Here is a 19,363-nt window from a genome sequence, read left to right as displayed (position 1 = left end):
CAAAACAGATAAAACACTTCTGAGTTACACGCAATCTTTCAATTAATACAAAACATCCGGTTCAAATATCTGGTGTTTTATTTTTTGTCTGTTTATTGTTTTTGTCCTGCTTTTGTTTTTCTTTGATCAAAGATTCAATCTTGCATTTTGCAGTTGTCCATTCATCATCCAAAATACTGTAATATGCTGCATTTCTTGTACTTCCATTGCTGAGAACTTTGTCTTTACGTAAAATACCTTCAAATACACCGCCGATCTTTTCAATTGCTTTTCGCGATCTGAAATTATCGTCTTTCGTTTTCAACTGTACTCTGTTTGTTTTCAATACATCAAAGCAGAAGCTGAGCAGTAGTAATTTGCATTCAAGGTTGATAGCGGTTCCCCAGAATTCTTTAGTGATCCATGTCCATCCGATTTCCAGTTTTCTGTCAGCAGGAAATATTTCAAAAAATCGGGTGGAGCCAATCAGTTTTCCGGTTTCTTTATGACGTATTACAAACGGGTACTGATTCCCGGTTTCTCTTTCTGATAAGGCAAATTCATAGGTTTTATAGAACATTGTCTCTTCTGAACAGTCTGTAGGAATCAGTTTCCAGAGTTGTTTATCTGATGCAGCAGCGTATAATTCTTCAAAATGCTGTTTTTCAAGAGGAATTAATTCAACTGTTTTTCCTTCCAAAATGGTAGGATAGGGAATCCATTTTTCTTTCATGATTTATTTTTATCCCTCGAAATTAACAAAAAATGAATATCGGTGTTCAAAAAATCAGGTGATTTTCTACCAGATAAAGTCTGTATTAATGTTATTGGTTAAAATGGAACATAAAAATGACAAAAATGAACTACATTTTAATGACGTAACGTGTTTAAATTTGCAAAAGGAATTTTTATTACCCTGATATAATGAATGAGAGCGCACCTTTTAATGCAAAAATGCCGACAGCCTGTTTTTTACTTTTCTTTGCCCATGGGCTTGTTTTTTCTTCCTGGGCGAGCCGGATTCCTATCATTAAAACGGCTCTTTCCATCAACGAAGCACAGCTGGGAACACTCTTGCTTCTTATGCCGATAGGACAGCTTTCCACAATGGTTTTGGCCGGAAAACTGATTAGTATTTACGGAAGCAGCGGGATTATTAAAAGATGTTTTTTACTCTATCCTTTTTTTCTTTTATTAATTGGTCTGTCCCCTTCTTACTGGACGTTAGGCATTTTTCTGTTCTTCTTTGGAGTTTCCGGTAACATGTGCAATATTGCTATCAATACGCAGGCTATTGAAATAGAATCTATCTCGAAAAGAACGCTTCTCTCTTCGTATCATGGAGCCTGGTGTTTTGCAGGTCTTACAGGTGCAGTAATCGGTTTACTGATGATTAATTTTCAAGTGGGAACTTTTTACCATTTTGCTGTTATTTTCATTTTGGTGGGAATCCTTTGGTTCTACAGTAAAAGAAACCTTACCAATATCATCCATAAAGCGGAGCCGCAGACCCGGTCCCTATTCAAAGCTGTGAATCCAACACTGTTTGGTTTGGGAATTATAGGATTTCTGAGTATGGCGATTGAAGGAGCAATGTTCGACTGGAGCGGGGTGTATTTTCAAACAATAGTTAAAGCACCTGAAAATCTTGTCATACTGGGATATACAAGTTTTATCTTAATGATGACTTTAGGCAGATTTATTGGAAATAAAATCATTGAGAAATATGGAAAAAAGATTGTTCTGCAATGTTGTGGCTTATTGATGAGCGGAGGTCTTTTTCTAAGTGTTTTCTTTCCGGAACTGTGGATCTGCATTATTGCTTTCATGATTATTGGCCTTGGAAGTTCATTAAGCGTGCCGTCCGTTTACAGTACCGTAGGAAAAGTGAGCACGGTAGCTCCAAGCATTGCTTTGTCATTTGTCTCCAGTATTTCGTTTTTAGGATTTCTGATGGGGCCGCCTCTTATCGGGTATATTGCAGAAAGCTTTGATCTTAGATATTCCTACGGTCTTTTTGCCTGTTTTGGAATTTTACTGGCCCTAATGGCGGGGCAGATGAAAGTATTCAGGAAGTCATAATGAATCTTTTCTGCATTGTTTATTGTTAAATCTATCATATTTTTTGACCTGTCCCTTTTAGCAATAATAGCTTCGACAGATCCAGCCTGACAACACTTAAAAATTTCGATTGGTATCCGGTTTGTCACCCTGAGCTTGTCGAAGGGCTATCAATAAGAAAACCTTTGTTAATCATTAATATCGAGTATTAATTAAAGGGATAGTCAATAAAATCAGACCCGTTATGAAAGCATTGATTCTTATCACTGCGTTTCTTTTTTCAACAGTATGATTTTGGCAATGGAAACGAAAATCATGATCAGAGCCAAAGGAAGAGAAGCCAAATTTATCGGAATCTCATTGGGGTCAGCACGAATTATAAAACCTGAAGCTCTTTAAACACTTCAATAATAGCTTCAATAAGCCCCTTGTCTATATCTTTTTCTGAAGCGGCATCCGGCAGAAGAGCCCTTAAGTCACCGTGATCATCACGCTCAATAACAACTTCAATTCCATCTACATCTACGTAAAGCTTATATCCGTAAGAAAATGTAGCAAGCTTTCCATTGAAAATCATGTCTTTACCCTTGTAGGTTACCGGTACTTCAAATTCTTCCATGCTTAAGCTTCAATTATAATTGGGGCAAATGTCGGAAAATTTTAATTCATATCATCATGTAAACTGTAATGATAAAGTCGAATAATGTAAATTGTTAAAAATATTAATGTGCTAAAATCTGTATATTTATCCTTCGTTATGGAGTCATTCCAAAGCAGGAATGATCGATGAATTTGAATTAAGCTATTATGAAAGATACAATCACCATTTTCTGGTTCAGGCGTGATCTGAGATTGGAAGACAATATAGGACTTCACCACGCTCTGCAGTCTGATGCACCGGTAATACCCATATTTATATTTGATACTGATATTCTTGAAAAGCTGCAGGATAAAGAAGACCGAAGGGTAGATTATATCCATCAGGCTTTGGAGAACATCAATATTACATTGAAAAAATACCACTCAAAAGTCAATACGTATTATGGTAAGCCGATAGACCTATTCAGAAAATTATCCGAAGAATATACTATTGAAGGTGTTTTTTGCAACCGTGATTATGAACCTCAGGCGATTGAACGTGATAAAGAAATCTATTATTTTTTTAAAGAAAAGAATATTCCTTTTAAAGCTTATAAAGATCAGGTGATTTTTGATAAAGACCAGATTATTAAAAAAGATGGTTCACCCTACACGGTTTACACCCCTTTTGCAAAGAAATGGCGGGAAGCCTTAACTCCTGAACATTATCAATCTGTTGAATTGGATTTTAAAAATTTCTTTACACAGGAATATTCTGAGATTCTTACTTTAACAGAGATTGGTTTCAAAAAAACGGATTTTGATTGTAAAAAGCCGTTTCTGGATGCCTCCATTATAGATAATTATGACCAATTTCGTGATTATCCGGCGCTGCAGCACACCACACAACTCGGAATTGCTTTACGCTTTGGAACCATCAGCATCAGGAAATGCGTGGATTTTGCCCTGAAGCATAATGCGGTATGGCTTTCGGAACTGATCTGGCGTGAGTTTTTTATGCAGATTTTATATCATTTTCCACAGGTGGTTCATCAATCATTTAAAAAGCAGTATGATAATATCCAATGGCGGAATAATGAAGATGAGTTTAAACACTGGTGCGAAGGAACTACAGGATATCCGATCGTAGATGCCGGAATGAGAGAACTGAATCAGACGGGCTATATGCATAACCGGGTACGAATGATTGTTGCGAGTTTTTTATGCAAACATCTGCTGATCGACTGGCGTTGGGGGGAAGCTTATTTTGCCTTAAAACTGAACGACTACGATCTGTCTGCAAACAATGGAAACTGGCAGTGGGCCGCAGGCTCCGGCTGTGATGCCGCACCTTATTTCAGGGTTTTTAATCCTACCGCCCAGATGGAAAAATTTGACAAAGATTTACTGTATATCAAAAAATGGATTCCGGAGTGGGGTACCTCTGCATATCCTAAGCCAATAGTAGAACATGCTTTTGCCCGCGAAAGAGTGTTATCAGAGTATAAGAAAGCACTGACATCAATATCAGGATAAACAAAATGCCCGGTAACAAATTGTCACCGGGCATCAACCAATTGATATTTAATATGAAAAGTTACTCACCGAAGTAACGGAATCATCAGATAGTTTTCAGGTACAGCTCCTGTAATTCCTTTGCTGTAAATTCCTTCGAAGGTAAATTCTGTACGAGTTCTCCCTGTTTCATAATGCCGATGTTGGTAGCAACACTTACAGCATTGAAGATGTCATGGGTTGCCATTAAAACAGTTCTGCCTTCTTTGCCCAGCTGACGGACAATTTCTGTAAACTCTGCTGTTGCTATAGGATCCAGTCCGCTGGTAGGCTCATCCAGGAGAAGCACTTTTGCATCTTTTGCAAGAGCTATGGCAATACCTACTTTTTGCCGCATTCCTTTGGAATATCCTCCTAATGCTTTTTGATGGGCGGTTTCCTGCAAACCAGTGCGTTTAAGTAATGCAGATAATTCATCCTTTTGATAGTCGAATCCTGCAATTTTGGAGAAAAAATCAAGGTTTTCTATTCCGGTAAGGTTAGGATATAAAAGAACGGTTTCAGGAATATAAGCGAGATGTTTTTTTATTTGCTGAGGTTCTTCTTTTACCGAAATATCATTGATGAAAGCATCCCCGGAAGTAGCTTTGATGAGCCCGAGAAGAATATTGATCGTTGTGCTTTTACCCGCTCCGTTTTGTCCGAGTAACGCAAAAATTTCTCCTCTCTTTACTTCCAGATTAAGAGAATGGAGCGCTGTAAAATCGTTGTATTTTTTATGTAGGTTGACCGTTTTTAACATAGTTTTCTGAATTTGTATTGTGAAAGGATGATAAATAAAGCAATAAAGATGAGATAGGGAAGAATGATCTGTATCCATTTAACAGATGAAGAAAATCTGAATACCTGTATGGTCTGTTGTGACCAGTTAATGGACTCTGCATTCTTTCCGGAGAAGATAAGAGGGTAGAAAAACAGCCGTTTTTGCTCATGAAATCTCTTGAGTGATGCAGCATATTGTAAATGATTCTGCATATCAGATTTCGCCAGATGACTTTCTGTAAGCTGGGTATGAAGATTCGGAAGAAGATAACCCAAATAAGTTGCCGCCTGATTCCGCTTTTGCATTTTTTCTGTGTATTGTTCCGATGATTTCGCAGATTCAAGATCTCCCATATGCTGCATGGCATAATACCAGGTCCAGGTGAATGCAGCATTTTCTTCCACGGTGAAATTTCTGTATTGGGGATAGGCTTTGTAGAATTTTTCCATGGTTGGCTGCTTAGCCTCATCCCATTTATTATGATAGCCTTCTCTCTGTTCCATCACTGCTTTAAGGGATTCATGAACGGGATAGAGCTTCTGTATCAGGATATTACTGCTCATCGGGATAATGAAATTGATTCCTACCCATACAGTCAGGAGAATTAATGCATTCTGAGCTGATGATTTCCGAAAGGAAATAATCCATCTGCAAAGGGTAAACCAGAATAAAATATAAAGCCAGCCGCTGATGATAAAAGCGATATAATAGAAATCTAAAGGTATTTTAATCCATACCGAAGCGATGATAATTAATGCAAGATAAACAACTGTCACAGCCAAAAGACGTATGAACATCTTATGATCCAGAAGCTTTTGTAAATTATTGCTCTGAACCGAAAGCAGCTTCCAGGTTCCTTTTTCTTCTTCCTCAGAAATCAGGTTATAGCAGAATGCCACAATTACCAGTGGAAAAAGGAAAACAACAACGAAACTAAAGTCAAAATTTCCAACTGCTGCATTGGCGGGATTATAAAAATCCGCATTATAACGCTGTTCTTCAAGATTCCTGATGGTAACCCCTTGAATAGAGGGATTTAAATCACGCATTCCGATATTTAAAGCTGCCAGTTTGGGCGTTTCATTCACCAGATTGAATTTAATATAATAAAGCACCAGTCCCAGATCATCTTTATGAAATTTTGTGTTTCTTTCTATACTTTCTTTCTGAAATGTTCCGCTTTTGGAGATGATATCTTCGTTTCTGTCCAGAAATTTTTTTCCGGTATAAATAGCCATCAGTCCGGCTATCAATAAAAACAGCAGTGCAATGATATAGGCTTTGTTACGGTAAAATTGGGTATATAAATAACGGTTCATTTAGATTAATTTTAATTTTCTTCCACTGAGTTCAATTGCAATAATGCAGACAGCCATCCATAAAACTAATGCCGCTGCGGGTACTGGCTGTTGTTTCATACTGTTCAAAACAGAAGTATACCGGTATTGAAAGTCCGGAAACTTTTCCCAGTTATGTTTGTCGATGACAGCAGGCGGTCCGCCGTTTTCCGGTTTAATATTGCTGATCTGCTCAATTTGTAAATCATTTAGATGCTGGGCCATCTGATAACGATACTCTTCTGCCTGTTCCTGAAACTGGTTATAAGAAAAGAAATCTGTACCTGTAGCAATCATGGAGAAGTTTTTAATAGCAATCGCAGGATTAATCAGTCCTGAAAAATCTGTCAGACTTTGCTGTTTGTTGTAAATGGTCTGCAATTCCTTTTGATGTCTTATATAAATCTGTGAACTTATTTTTTCTCCTTCCTTCATGACGAATCCTCCGTAATTGAAAGGAAGTTCATTGGTTGTTTTCACTTGATACCTTGCCAGTAAAGAATCTTTGATCTTTTTGAAATGCGGATCATCCGGATTATGACTGTCTCCCGATTTTAGAATATCCTTTTCCAGAGTGGTTTCAAAAGCAATACGGGAAGGAGCCGGATATATATTCTGTGCTGCAAACTGAATTCCTTTAGGCAAAACGATTATGAAAAGAAGCCAGAAACCAATAAGGCTGATCAACGCTGATGAGGTATTTTTACTGTTCGCGGAAACCACAACGGTCAACGTACAGATAAAAAAATAATAGATCATATAAGCAGGCAGGATAAATGATAAGCGTAATAGAATATCCGTAGAATTTGTAGTTTCTGACATTAATGCAGCCATGAAAACAACAGGAATAACCGGAATCAGAAAACAAAGAGAAAACAGCCAGAGTCCAAGAATTTTCCCCCAGATAATATCCCTTCCGGAAGCTCCCTGCACACTGATGATCTTTAAAGTGGCATTCTCACGTTCCTGTACAATTAATCCAAATCCTAAAAAAAGTATAATCAGTGGAACAATGCTCTGCAAAATAAATGCACTGCTAAATGCCCCGAATCTGACCAAAGTACCAGAACTTCCCGCTTCCGAAAGGTTGGCAGTATTCTGTTTATGGGCTTCCAGAAATATGACATTTCCCAGATAATCATCCAGTCCGTTATCAAAAATATTCAAAGGATGCCCGATTCTGAAAACCAGATAACCATAATGAGCCATACGGTGCGGATGCTTATCCGGTCTGTGTTCCCAGCTTTCCCTGACTGCTTTCCTGTATTCTTTTATTTTTGAAAAAGAGTCCGTGTATTTTGTATATCCTATGCCAATACTCAGCATACAGAACAGGATTACAGCAATAGTGGTGAGCAGATTCTGTTTTCCTTTAAACAAATCCTGCCAGGTTTTTCTCACCATCAGTTGTAAGTTTGAAATAGCCATAATTTAAAATTTATAAGTAGCAGTTAGTAAATAATTCCTTGGAGTTCCCGGAAATAATCTTAAGTAGTTCTGAGCCCCAATCCAGTATACTTTGTTCGTGATATTATTCAGATTAAAAGAGAGCTGGACTGTTTTTTTGGGAGTATAATATAAAGCAGCATCTATTGTAGTATAGGCAGGAAGTTCAAAACTTCTTGTGAACCATGGAACTTTAGAACTCTGATAAAGCATTCCGGCACCGATTCCAAAGTCTTTCAGGAATTCTATAGTTGAAAAATTGTAACGAGTCCAGATATTCACAGAATTTTTAGAAGTGTTTTCTTTCCTTTTTCCCACGAGATCACTGTTTGTATCATCCAGTATTTTAGCATCAATATAGCTGTAGCCTCCGTAAATATGCCACTGAGGAAGAATATGACCGGAAAATTCTGCTTCAAATCCGCGGCTTCGGTCTGCCCCGCGCTGTACAAGCTCATCAGGTTCTGAAGGATTATTGGCATTGATTAAAATATTTCTCTGGTAGATTTCATACACTGCAAGATTCAATGAAATCCTGCCAAAAAGCTGTGCTTTGATTCCCAGTTCTTTAAGATCAGAAGTTAAAGGTTTAAATCTTGCTGCAGATCCTGTAAGACTTGAAGTATTAGGCATCAATGTTACCGTATTGGACTGGGGCTGATAGCCTGTAAGATACGTTCCGTAGACATTGATATTATCGGTTAAACGATAGGTGATCCCGAATCTGTAAAGAAGTTTGTTATTATTAAAAGAGGTCTCATTGGTTTCTTTGAAATTGGTGATATCCTGAAACCATTCCTGACGGATTCCCGATAATATTGTAAACTTTTTCCAGGTAAAAAGATGCTGGAAATAAGCTGCATGGGTAGTCGTAAGAGCGGAAGTTAAAGGTGTGATTATATTAAGCGTATTAAAATCAGCACCCTGATAGTTGGCAGCACCCGGATTCAGATCAAATGGCGTAACATTAGGCTTAGGAATGATTGTTCCATTATAATTTACGGTTTGATATTCTGAAGCTTTTAAAGGATTATAAGAAGAAGCAATAGAACCGTTTTTCAAAAGAAAACCTCTTGCAGCATTTTGTTGTCCGCCTTTACGTTTTTCCCAGATCTGGTTATCATAGCCTATCAAGGCCTGATGCAGAACAGAACCGGTTTTGAATTTAAAATTAAAATAAGCATTAATGTTATCTGTTGCCCAGTTTTGTTTTCTCTGCACAAACTGCATCATAGCAAGACTGGAAACCGGTTTATTATCCATATCAGGCACAAAAGAGTTAGTTGTTCTGTGTTCTTGCAGGTTTTCTCTCCAGTATTGCTTCATATAAGAAGCATTAAAACTGATGGATTGGTTAAAATGATGGGCAACAGTTCCCATTATTATGAGCTCTCTGGTTTTAAAAAAATCATCCGGAGCCCCCAGATTCAAAGACCTCGGAGTGCTGTACAAATCTGTTTTTCCTGCGACAGCCCCGAAAATAGGCTGTCCACGATCCAGATTTCCATGAAGATCATTGAAAATCATTTCCACATTCACGGATGTTTTTTCATTTGGAACAAAAGTGATAGAAGGTGAGATCAGAATACCGCTGTTCTTGACATGATCTCTGAATGAATGAGCATTCTGATACGCTCCGTTGAAACGATATAATAAGGTTTTGTTCTTATTTAAAGGACCTGTAAGATCTGTAGTGATACGATAAGTTTCAAAACTACCTCCCGATAAACTAATTTCGTGACGAGGGTTTGACAATGGCTTTTTGGTAACCATATTGATCGTTCCTCCGGGATCTACGCTGGACATGGTAATACTTGCCGGACCTTTAAAAACCTCCACACGTTCTATATTGGAAGTCATAGGCTGTAAAAAATAATATTGTCTTGTCCGCATTCCATTGATGATCTGGCCTTCCTCATTCTGGCTGATCCCGCGGATGTTGTATTGATTATAGTAGCTGGAACGAGAAACTCCGTTTACATTTTTCATGACCTCTCCAAGCTGAAAAGCCTGACGGTCGGTGATCAGTTCTTTGGTAACGGTATTAAGTGTTAATGGTAGTTCTTTGTTTTTCATCGCAATTTTAGTGGCGGCAAAAGAATAGTCGGAAGTATAATCTTTGGATTTTCTTCCGATAACTTCAACGGTTTGAACTACTGTAGATAATGAATCTTCAGAACTGGATTGAGCATGCAGAAATGATGCTGATATGATGAAACTTACACTGAAAAGTTTCACAGGATTTAGGGAAATGCAATGAAATATTCCCAAATAATTAAAATTACTGGTAATCATGAACAGGGATGTACGGGCAGTGAATGTGCCCATTAATAAAAGGATATCCTTAAGAATATTAAGACTTAGGTATCCACGGAATTACAGTACAGACTATAAAATCTGTAAACAAAATATTAAGACAGCATAGATTATGCTGCCACAGAGAATACGGCTGGGGGAGCTCTGGAGCTGAAAAAGTCCAGAAGACAACGATATGAAATGGCTTTTGGTTGTGGCATTTCATCATCATTGCTCGCGTTAATGGTAAAATCTAAATTCAAAGGTTCAGGGAGAAGAATATTGGTCATATGCATATGAAGTGCACACTGACATTCGTCGTCCTGTGAAAAGGTAGGAATTTTCTCTTCTTTTGAATCCTTTTTATAAATTACTTTACTTTTGGCGTGCCTGTGGTGATCAAGACATGTGGTAACACCACTGACATTTGAAATAAATATCAGGAGTAAAGAAAAGACAAAAAAGACTCTGAGAAATTTTTGCATAATTGGAAAACAAATGTACAATTAAATTTGATAAAAATTGAATCGTGAAGGAAAAGTAACGGATGTTTTTAGTTTTCACTTTGTGTAAAGGTAAATAAAAAAGTCTGACATCACTCTACTTAAGCAATTATATTCTCTAACTTGCTTTGCTATAAATCAAACATTTTCATAAAATAAGGGATGAAATTCAGGTATTGTTTACCTGCAATTTATTAAATTAGAAATAGTTTTTACGATATGACTGAGATCATATTCGATGATGTAGACACTTGATTATATTTGGGCATTGAAAATTTCATATTTCTGACAAATTACAGTATAACCTTCCGATGAATCGGGAGGTTTTTTAGTTTTAATGGCTCAGGCTTTTGATTTGTAGCCCCACCAGGAATCGAACCTGGATCTAAAGTTTAGGAAACTTCTATTCTATCCATTGAACTATAGGGCCTTAGCTTAAATCATAAAATTACAAATTATTCACCGGAATAGTTTAAACTACTGAGTGTTTTATATATTTTTAAGAATTACTGTCCGATAAAAAGTATAAATACATTTAAAATATCAATATTTATGGTATGAATTAACAGGCCGCTCTCCCGAAGCTGTAATTTTAGAACAAATACTTTCTATTAACAGTCAGTTCTCATAAGAACTTGATTTGATCCCATCAGGATTTGATGTTAGTAGAAAAAACGAAGTCCCGTAAAAAATAAAGCTCCGGAGGAGCGATCTGTTAATAATGCTTTAATTTAATCAGACAAGAATGATTTTTAAGATATATTTTCAACCATAAATAGTTTAATAATCTTTCCATTTTTATATTAAAGTATATTTATACACTTTAATATTTACTCATTTTTTGTTTATTTTTAAATTAATATATTGAAAAACAGTATTTTATACTTTTGCTTGATTAAAAAAAGTATATTAATGTACTTTGTTTCATTTTTTAAGTATATTTGTATACTAATTTGTTTGCTATGAATTTTGATCTAATAAAATCAGTTGTAGAAATTGTTCAGCAATTTGTAGAAGAAAATGAAGAAAAAGCTATCTATAGCAATGATCTTCATGGTTTTACAGAATGGATCAAGGCTTCTCAAAAAACGAATTCTGAGATACAAGATCCGGATTGGATAGGAAGAGAACTGGGAAGAAGTTCTGATAGTGTCATCAATACATTATTAATAAGAATGAGCAGGTATGCAAAATCCTACTCCCGTTCTGCAATGAATAATTCAGTTTTCTCAAGCCAGGATGATTTTATATACCTCATAAGCCTGAAAACAATGGGACCAATGTCAAAGATGGAATTGATAAGGTATAATGTACATGAAAAATCTTCAGGGATCCTTGTTATTAATCGCTTAATAAGTAATGGCTGGGTGGAGCAGGTTGCCTCTCAAAAAGATAAAAGAATAAAGCAAATTCAGATCACCGAACAAGGATTGATAATATTGAATAATCACATGGATGAAATTCGAAAAGCTTCTCGGTTAGTAACAGGAAATTTAAATCAATCAGAGAGAATGCTGCTCATTTCTATCCTGTCTAAACTGGATGAATTTCACTATTCTGTGTACAGAATGAATCTGGAAACAAAGGATCTGATTGATATTGCCTGTAAAAAACTTAACTAAGCTCAGTCAGTCTTAAAAGCTCTGTAAAACTATTAATTAAATAACAATGGATACTGGAAATTCAAAGAAAAAGATCGCGGTTATAGGTTCTGGATTTTCCGGACTTTCGGCGGCTGCATATGCTGCAAAATCAGGAAATGAAGTACATGTATTTGAAAAGCATAATCAGCCCGGTGGCCGGGCGAGACAATTTGAAACAAATGAAGGATATATCTTTGATATGGGACCCAGCTGGTATTGGATGCCTGATATTATTGAAAGTTTTTTCGCTGATTTCAATTATAAAGTTTCTGATTTTTTTCAACTGGTTTCTTTAGACCCTCAGTTTGAGATGGTTTTTTCAAAAGAGAAAATTTCAGTTCCTGAGAAAAATGATGAAATCCGCGAGCTGTTCGAAAAGATAGAGCCGGGAGCAGCTGTTAAGTATGATAAATTTATGCAATCAGCAAAATTTAAATATGAAGTGGGAATGAAGGAATTTGTTAACAAACCTTGTTACAGCTGGCTGGAGTTTGCTTCTTTAAAAATTGCCGGCAGTGCCCTCAGGCTTGATCTTCTGAGTAACTTCCGAAAATATGTATCAGGGTATTTTTCTGATGAAAAATTAAGGTCTCTGATGGAGTTTCCTGTTATTTTTCTGGGAGCTTCCCCGCAAAATATTCCTGCTCTTTACAGTCTTATGAATTACGGAGGCTATGTTTTAGGAACGAAATACCCGATGGGAGGCTTTTATCAGCTTGTTTTGGCCATGAAAAAAGTAGCAGAAAAACAGGGGGTAACTTTTCATTTTAATCATGAGGTTCAGAAACTTTATACTCAAAACGGAAAGATTTCCTCAATAAAAGTAAATGGTAAAGATTATGAATTTGATGCAGTCATCGCTTCATCAGATTATCATCATACGGAAACATTAATTCCTAAATCCCTCAGGAACTATAATAATGCCTATTGGGAATCAAAAACCTTTGCTCCTTCATGCTTAATTTATTATCTGGGAATCAAAGGAAAAATTCCCCATTTGAAACACCATACTCTTTTCTTTGAAAATGAACTGGACGATCATATAAATTGTATTTATAAAAATAAAAAATGGCCTTCAAAACCGCTTTTTTATATATGCTGTCCTTCAAAAACAGATCCGGGAGTAGCTCCTGAAGATTGTGAAAACCTTTTCTTGCTTCTGCCTCTGGCGCCGGGAATACATGATGAAGAATCTCTCAGGGAAAAATATTTGATGAATATGCTTGAAAGAATTGAAAAGCATACCGGAGAAAGCGATCTGGTATCAAGGATTGAATATAAAAAGAGCTACTGTGTAAGTGATTTTATTGCAGATTATAACGCTTATCAGGGAAATGCCTATGGCTTATCCAATATTTTATCCCAAACAGCGGTGTTAAAACCTAAAATAAGGAACAGAAATATCAGTAATCTCTTTTATACTGGGCAGTTAACTGTCCCGGGTCCCGGAGTACCACCATCAGTTATTTCGGGAAAAATTGTAGCATCTGAAGTTAATAAACTAAAACTAAATTAATATGAAAAAATTGTTTGATGAGTTGTCTTGTGAGGTAAGCAAGTATACTACACGGAAATACAGTACCAGTTTTTCATTAGGAATATTAGCATTAAAACCATCCATCAGATCTGCTATTTACGCCATTTATGGTTATGTACGTCTTGCAGATGAAATTGTTGACAGTTTTCATGGCTATGATAAAGAAAAGCTGTTGAAAAGGTTAAAAGCTGAAACCTATGATGCATTGGAAGACGGCATTTCAATCAATCCTATCCTGAACTCATTCCAGGAAACAGTTCGCCAATATGATATTGATATCCAGCTTATCAATCAGTTTTTACACAGCATGGAAATGGATCTGCAGAAAATAGATTACAATTCTGATCTCTATAATGAATATATCTACGGCTCTGCCGAAGTGGTAGGTCTTATGTGTCTGCAGATATTTACAGGAGGTGATAAACAGCAATTTGAAAAGCTTAAACCATTCGCCATGAAGCTGGGGTCAGCTTTTCAAAAGGTGAATTTTTTACGTGATCTGAAAGATGATTACCAGATTTTGGGCAGAACGTATTTTCCATCATTGAATATGTCTGTGTTTGATAATACCGTTAAAGCTCAGATTGAAAAAGAAATTGAAGAAGAATTCAAAGAAGCCCTGCAGGGAATTAAGAAGCTGCCCGGGTCTTCCGTTTTTGGAGTATATCTCGCATACAGGTACTATCTGTCATTATTTGAAAAAATAAAGAAAACAAGTTCGCAGAATATTCTGCAGCAAAGAATCAGGATTGCCAATTCACAGAAATTATTGGTAGCATTCAAAAGCTATATAAGATACAAATCTGCTTATTTCTGATAGCTCCTTTGTTTAGAAGAATGTTTTTAGAATTTATAAATCAATAAAAAATAACGATGTACAGATTATACAGAGAACAGCATTTGAACTGTGATATTGAGACAGCATGGAAATTCTTTTCCTCTCCTCATAATTTATCCGAAATAACACCTAAAAGCATGAATTTTGTGGTTCTTTCAGATATACAGGACGGATCTATTTTTGAAGGCATGGAAATAGATTATACCGTATCTCCTGTATTGGGAATTCCAATGAAATGGAAAACGATTATCAGTCAGGTAAAAGAAGGCAGAAATTTTACAGACTTTCAGAAAGAAGGACCTTATAAATACTGGAATCATTTACATGAGTTCATTCCAGATGAGAATGGTGTATTAATGAAAGATACTGTATATTATCAACTTCCATTAGGGATTTTTGGAAGGATAGCTCATAGTTTATTTGTTAAAGAAAAGCTCAGAGGTATTTTCGATTTCAGATACAAAGTATTGAATGAACTTTTTAACCACAAACACAATTGACATGAATTTTCTGGTTGTTTTGCTTGTTTTTATTTCTATGGAAGGGGCTACGTGGCTTATTCATAAATATATTATGCATGGTTTTCTTTGGAGTCTGCATCGTGATCATCATGATCACAGCCATAACGGAAAACTTGAAAGGAATGATCTGTTTTTTTTCATTTTTGCAAGTCCCGCTATTGCCTTATTGTATTTAGGCGTAAAGCAGGAATTCAGTTACTGGTTTTTTATTGGTCTCGGAATTAGTCTTTACGGAATGGCTTACTTCTTTGTGCATGATATATTTATCCATCAAAGAGTAAAAATGTTTACAAAAACCAAAAATCCCTATTTCCTTGCCATAAGACGGGCTCATAAGCAGCATCACAAACATTTGGGTAAAGAAGAGGGAGAGTGCTTCGGATTTCTGTGGATTCCTGTTAAATATTTTAAAATGTATTTCAATAAAAAATGATGCCTTATACTTACATACTGATTAATTTTTTCACTGTCATCATCTGCTTTTTAGCCTCTTTTGACAGGAGGATACAATTTAACAAGCTTTTTGGAAAGTTTCTGTTGTCATCTACAATCGTTGCAGTTCCCTTTATTATCTGGGATATATGGTTCACCGCAAAAGGAGTATGGTGGTTTAATCTTAATTATACATTAGGAATTAAGATATCAGGGCTTCCCCTTGAAGAATGGCTGTTCTTTTATTGTATTCCTTTTTCTTGTGTTTTTACCTATTACTGCCTGGAGAAATTTTTTAATATGAATGGGGCTAATGCTTTTAATAATCTCATTGTATTTACCTCCGTCATTGTTCTCAGTGTAACAGGGTTTCTTTATTATGACAGAATTTATACTTTACTTACAGTAATTGTAACCCTATTCACGCTTTGCTATCTGCATTTTATTGTTAAAAAAGAATGGATAGGAAAGGCCAGCTTTGTATACCTGCTATTAATGCCCGGATTTTTTGCAGTGAATGGAATCCTGACAGGATCTTTTATTCCGTCTCCAGTTGTAAACTACAATCCTGATGACTTTTTAGGCATCAGAATGGGAACCATTCCTGTTGAAGATGCTGTTTATGGTTACAGTCAGTTTTTATTAAATATTTATTTCTTTAAAAAAATAACTAAAAATGAAAAATAAAATCATTCTTACATTACTATTAAGCTTTGGGCTTCTAAACATTTTTTCATCCTGTTCTTCCATGCCTGAAAAAGCACAGCCTGTGAGCCAGTTTGATGTCAACAGATATTTAGGAACATGGTATGAAATTGCCAGATTCGATTATCGCTTTGAAAAAGACCTTGATAATGCAATCGCTCAGTACAGCCTTAATGCAGACGGAAATGTAAACGTGGTCAACAGCGGATATAATTTTAAAAAGAACAAATGGGTTTCTGCCAATGGTACTGCTAAATTCAGAGGAGAAAAAAATGTGGCTGCTTTGAAGGTCAGTTTTTTCGGGCCTTTTTATGCCGGTTATAATGTAGTTGCCCTGGAAGAATACAAGTATGCCCTGGTTGCAGGGAAAAATTTAGACTATCTCTGGATTCTTTCCCGTGAAAAAAACATCCCGGAAAATATAAAAAAGAATTTTATTTCCAAAGCTCAGGAAATTGGCTATGATACCTCTAAGCTCATCTGGGTGAAACAGGATAAAAAAAATCCTTTTGACAAATAAAGCTTTAATTTTAAACTCTAAACCTTATGCTCAAAATACAAGCTCAATCAAAAATACCTACTGATTATGGATTATTCACAGTATATGCATTTTCAGAACATGAAGAAGACTGGAGTCCAAATTTGGTTCTGGTAGCAGAACATACAGATTTTGATAAGACAGTTAATGTACGTTTTCATTCAGAATGCATTACCGGAGAGGTTTTCCATTCTAAAAAATGTGAATGCGGGCAGCAGCTTGATGCCGCAATGAAATATATGTCTGAAAACGGAGGCGTCATTATCTATCTCCGCCAGGAAGGTAGAAATATCGGAATTATTAATAAGCTCAAAGCGTATGCCCTTCAGGAGCAGGGGCTGGATACCGTTGAGGCTAATCTCAGGCTGGGTCTTCCCGCTGATGCAAGGAACTTTGATGTGGCCGTGGAAATGCTGAATCTGCTGAGCATCAGAAAAATTAATCTCTTAACGAATAATCCTGATAAGATTAAATCAATAGAGAACAGTGAAATGATACTCAATAGCAGAATTCCCCTAGAAATAGATCCCAATGAAGTTAATGAAGGTTATCTTGTTAAAAAAAAGGACTATTTTGGTCATCTCTTGGAAAAAATATAATAACCATTAGGCAGACACAATGATATAAACCTGTGAAATCCAATAATTATGGAAAAAATACTGCTTACAGGAGCTACCGGCTATATTGGTAAAAGAATGATCAGTGTAATTGCTGCACAGGGATATAAAGTAGTCTGTTGCTGTAGAGACGTTAGTCGTTTTACCAGAAACATGGATATCGATGAACAGCTTATTGAAGTCATTGAAGTTGATTTTCTCAAGCCGGAAACACTTAAAAATATTCCTGAAGATATTGCGGGTGCTTATTATCTGATGCATTCTATGAGCAATTCTGCTGATTATGAAGATTCAGAAAAAAAATGTGCCTCTAATTTTTCTGGTTATATAGAAAAAACACAATGTAAACATATTGTGTATCTTTCAGGGCTGGTGAATGAAAAAGAACTTTCAAAGCATCTGAACTCCAGGTATGAAGTTGAAAAAATCCTTATGGAGTGCAGGGTTCCCGCAACCGTTCTGCGTGCAGGAATTATCATTGGATCAGGAAGTGCTTCGTTTGAGATCATCAGAGATCTTGTTGAAAAGCTGCCCGTCATGGTAGCTCCTAAGTGGCTGTATACCAGATGTCAGCCGATAGGTATTGCCAACGTTCTGGATTTTCTGATTTTTGTACTCTTTAAAGAAAATGCTTATCAGAAAAACTTTGACATTGGATGTGATGATGTGCTAACCTATAAAGAGATGTTGTTACAGTTTGCAAAAGTAAGAGGTCTTAAAAGAACTATTTTTACACTGCCCGTAATGACCCCCAGATTATCTTCCTACTGGCTCTATTTTATTACTTCAACTTCTTATAATCTGGCAAAAGCATTGGTTGGAAGCATGAAAATAGAAGTGGTCTGCCGTCCTGAAAGTCTTACTGAAATTAAATTAATTACCGGCATTCAGCCGTTTTCGTATGATACAGCACTGAAACGGACTCTTGCAAAAATTCAGGCCAATGAAATTATATCCAGCTGGAAAGACAGTTTTATCAGCAGCCGTAATGATTCAACATTAAAACAATATCAGGACGTACCGAAATATGGTTGTTTTACAGACCTCAGAAGTGAAGAATATGATGATAGGGAAGCTTGTATGGATCGTGTTTTTGAGTTAGGAGGAACTCATGGATGGTATGGGCAGAGTCTTTGGAAAATAAGAGGATTATTTGATAAAATGGTTGGCGGCCCGGGATTGAGAAGGGGGCGCAGGCATCCTACAGATCTTATAGAAGGTGATGCACTGGACTTCTGGAGAGTACTGTATGCCAACCGTAAAGAAGGAAAACTCATCTTATTGGCGGAGATGAAACTTCCGGGAGAAGCATGGCTGATGTTTAAAATTTACAGAAATAAAATCTGGCAAAAAGCTGTCTTTCGGCCAAAAGGTGTTTGGGGAAGGTTGTATTGGCTGATGGTACTGCCATTCCATGGATTTATCTTCAAAGGAATGATTAGAAGACTCAGTGGAAAGCAAAAATAAAATTCTCACTTAAAAAATTCTACAAATTTCAATTTTGGGAATATTTTAACATAGTATGTATTTTTTAGGTATGAAGGTTGTTTATTTATATACCAAATACTTAAATATTATATTATGAATAATTCAGATTACAACAAAGCGGAAAAAGCGGTAAACGAAACAGAAAACACTTTAAAAAATGCAGCAAATGATGCAAAGTGGAAAGTGAATGACTTAGCAGATAAAGCCAGAGATTATATCAATGAAAAAAGAAATAGTGATGAAGAAGCAACACAGGAAGATTGGCTGGAAAGAGTAAAATCCAATATTTCCGACACTTGGGATGATATTAAAGATAAAGCGGACGAGGCTTGGGAAAAAACAAAAGATGCTGCAGAAGATGTAAAAGCCGAATGGAGAAAGAAAACAAATTAAGGTTAGTTTGATGAATGACCAGAACTCTTAAAGTTCTGGTCATTTATTATTTTATATAGTTTATTTGTATTCTATATTCTGATGTGTTTTATCTTTCCAGCATTGTTATGCTA

The 19,363-nt window shown here is 36.2% G+C and carries 19 protein-coding genes and 1 tRNA gene; 12 read left to right on the top strand and 8 right to left on the bottom strand.

What is annotated here, in order from left to right; genetic code table 11:
* Positions 1-61: 61 nt before the first annotated feature.
* Entirely contained in the window at positions 62-712 is a 651-nt protein-coding gene (locus EK417_RS05375; protein WP_136521545.1) for a GNAT family N-acetyltransferase, read from the bottom strand.
* Positions 713-903: 191 nt separating this feature from the next.
* Between EK417_RS05375 and EK417_RS05370 the strand changes: the two genes are divergently transcribed.
* The gene (locus EK417_RS05370; protein ID WP_136521544.1) at positions 904-2,061 is read left to right on the top strand and encodes an MFS transporter; all 1,158 of its coding nucleotides are present in this window, start codon (positions 904-906) and stop codon (positions 2,059-2,061) included.
* A gap of 355 nt (positions 2,062-2,416) precedes the next feature.
* Here the strand turns inward: EK417_RS05370 and EK417_RS05365 are convergent, their stop codons facing one another.
* Positions 2,417-2,659, bottom strand: a complete 243-nt coding sequence (locus EK417_RS05365) for a hypothetical protein (RefSeq protein WP_136521543.1) — start codon at positions 2,657-2,659, stop codon at positions 2,417-2,419.
* Between the two features lie 188 nt (positions 2,660-2,847).
* On the opposite strand from EK417_RS05365, the gene EK417_RS05360 reads away from it, so the two are divergent.
* Complete coding sequence (locus EK417_RS05360) at positions 2,848-4,155, top strand: cryptochrome/photolyase family protein (RefSeq protein WP_136521542.1); 1,308 nt, start codon at positions 2,848-2,850, stop codon at positions 4,153-4,155.
* Between the two features lie 85 nt (positions 4,156-4,240).
* Here the strand turns inward: EK417_RS05360 and EK417_RS05355 are convergent, their stop codons facing one another.
* The 6 genes from EK417_RS05355 to EK417_RS05330 all read right to left on the bottom strand — a co-directional run bounded on the left by EK417_RS05355 (position 4,241) and on the right by EK417_RS05330 (position 10,968).
* On the bottom strand, positions 4,241-4,936 hold the full coding sequence (locus EK417_RS05355; protein ID WP_136521541.1) for an ABC transporter ATP-binding protein: 696 nt from the start codon (positions 4,934-4,936) through the stop codon (positions 4,241-4,243).
* Entirely contained in the window at positions 4,930-6,276 is a 1,347-nt protein-coding gene (locus tag EK417_RS05350) for a DUF3526 domain-containing protein (protein WP_110366041.1), read from the bottom strand. The genes EK417_RS05355 and EK417_RS05350 overlap by 7 nt, the downstream gene beginning before the upstream one ends.
* Positions 6,277-7,722 carry an ABC transporter permease gene (locus EK417_RS05345; protein WP_076597700.1) on the bottom strand — a complete coding sequence of 482 codons (1,446 nt, stop codon included), beginning with the start codon at positions 7,720-7,722 and terminating at the stop codon, positions 6,277-6,279.
* Positions 7,723-7,725: 3 nt separating this feature from the next.
* A complete protein-coding gene (locus tag EK417_RS05340; RefSeq protein ID WP_228457889.1) occupies positions 7,726-9,978 on the bottom strand; it encodes a TonB-dependent siderophore receptor in 2,253 nt (750 codons plus the stop codon).
* 188 nt (positions 9,979-10,166) lie between these two features.
* The gene (locus EK417_RS05335) at positions 10,167-10,520 is read right to left on the bottom strand and encodes a hypothetical protein (RefSeq protein ID WP_110366043.1); all 354 of its coding nucleotides are present in this window, start codon (positions 10,518-10,520) and stop codon (positions 10,167-10,169) included.
* Positions 10,521-10,896: 376 nt separating this feature from the next.
* Positions 10,897-10,968, bottom strand: a tRNA-Arg gene (locus EK417_RS05330).
* A 532-nt stretch (positions 10,969-11,500) separates the two neighbouring features.
* Between EK417_RS05330 and EK417_RS05325 the strand changes: the two genes are divergently transcribed.
* From EK417_RS05325 to EK417_RS05280, 10 genes are all read left to right on the top strand, one after another.
* Positions 11,501-12,160, top strand: coding sequence for a MarR family winged helix-turn-helix transcriptional regulator (locus EK417_RS05325; protein WP_076597698.1), 660 nt, complete (start codon positions 11,501-11,503; stop codon positions 12,158-12,160).
* A gap of 46 nt (positions 12,161-12,206) precedes the next feature.
* Complete coding sequence (gene crtID, locus EK417_RS05320) at positions 12,207-13,697, top strand: bifunctional phytoene desaturase/3,4-desaturase (protein WP_136521539.1); 1,491 nt, start codon at positions 12,207-12,209, stop codon at positions 13,695-13,697.
* Between the two features lies 1 nt (position 13,698).
* On the top strand, positions 13,699-14,535 hold the full coding sequence (locus EK417_RS05315; RefSeq protein WP_076597696.1) for a phytoene/squalene synthase family protein: 837 nt from the start codon (positions 13,699-13,701) through the stop codon (positions 14,533-14,535).
* Between the two features lie 56 nt (positions 14,536-14,591).
* A complete protein-coding gene (locus EK417_RS05310; protein ID WP_136521538.1) occupies positions 14,592-15,056 on the top strand; it encodes an SRPBCC family protein in 465 nt (154 codons plus the stop codon).
* A gap of 1 nt (position 15,057) precedes the next feature.
* A complete protein-coding gene (locus EK417_RS05305) occupies positions 15,058-15,510 on the top strand; it encodes a sterol desaturase family protein (RefSeq protein ID WP_076597694.1) in 453 nt (150 codons plus the stop codon).
* The gene (locus EK417_RS05300) at positions 15,507-16,196 is read left to right on the top strand and encodes a lycopene cyclase domain-containing protein (RefSeq protein WP_110366046.1); all 690 of its coding nucleotides are present in this window, start codon (positions 15,507-15,509) and stop codon (positions 16,194-16,196) included. Before EK417_RS05305 ends, EK417_RS05300 begins: the two co-directional genes overlap by 4 nt.
* Complete coding sequence (locus EK417_RS05295; protein ID WP_136521537.1) at positions 16,186-16,734, top strand: lipocalin family protein; 549 nt, start codon at positions 16,186-16,188, stop codon at positions 16,732-16,734. Before EK417_RS05300 ends, EK417_RS05295 begins: the two co-directional genes overlap by 11 nt.
* A gap of 26 nt (positions 16,735-16,760) precedes the next feature.
* Positions 16,761-17,351: a GTP cyclohydrolase II gene (gene ribA, locus EK417_RS05290; protein ID WP_110366048.1), complete on the top strand. Its 591-nt coding sequence runs from the start codon at positions 16,761-16,763 to the stop codon at positions 17,349-17,351.
* A 48-nt stretch (positions 17,352-17,399) separates the two neighbouring features.
* On the top strand, positions 17,400-18,836 hold the full coding sequence (locus tag EK417_RS05285) for an SDR family oxidoreductase (RefSeq protein ID WP_136521536.1): 1,437 nt from the start codon (positions 17,400-17,402) through the stop codon (positions 18,834-18,836).
* A 114-nt stretch (positions 18,837-18,950) separates the two neighbouring features.
* Positions 18,951-19,250, top strand: coding sequence for a hypothetical protein (locus tag EK417_RS05280; RefSeq protein WP_076597689.1), 300 nt, complete (start codon positions 18,951-18,953; stop codon positions 19,248-19,250).
* Positions 19,251-19,363: the final 113 nt, after the last annotated feature.

Source organism: Chryseobacterium candidae (assembly GCF_004916905.1).
GTDB classification, from domain to species: domain Bacteria; phylum Bacteroidota; class Bacteroidia; order Flavobacteriales; family Weeksellaceae; genus Chryseobacterium; species Chryseobacterium candidae.
The sequence above is the reverse complement of the archived record's forward strand: the minus strand, read 5'-3'. Positions and strand labels throughout refer to the sequence as shown.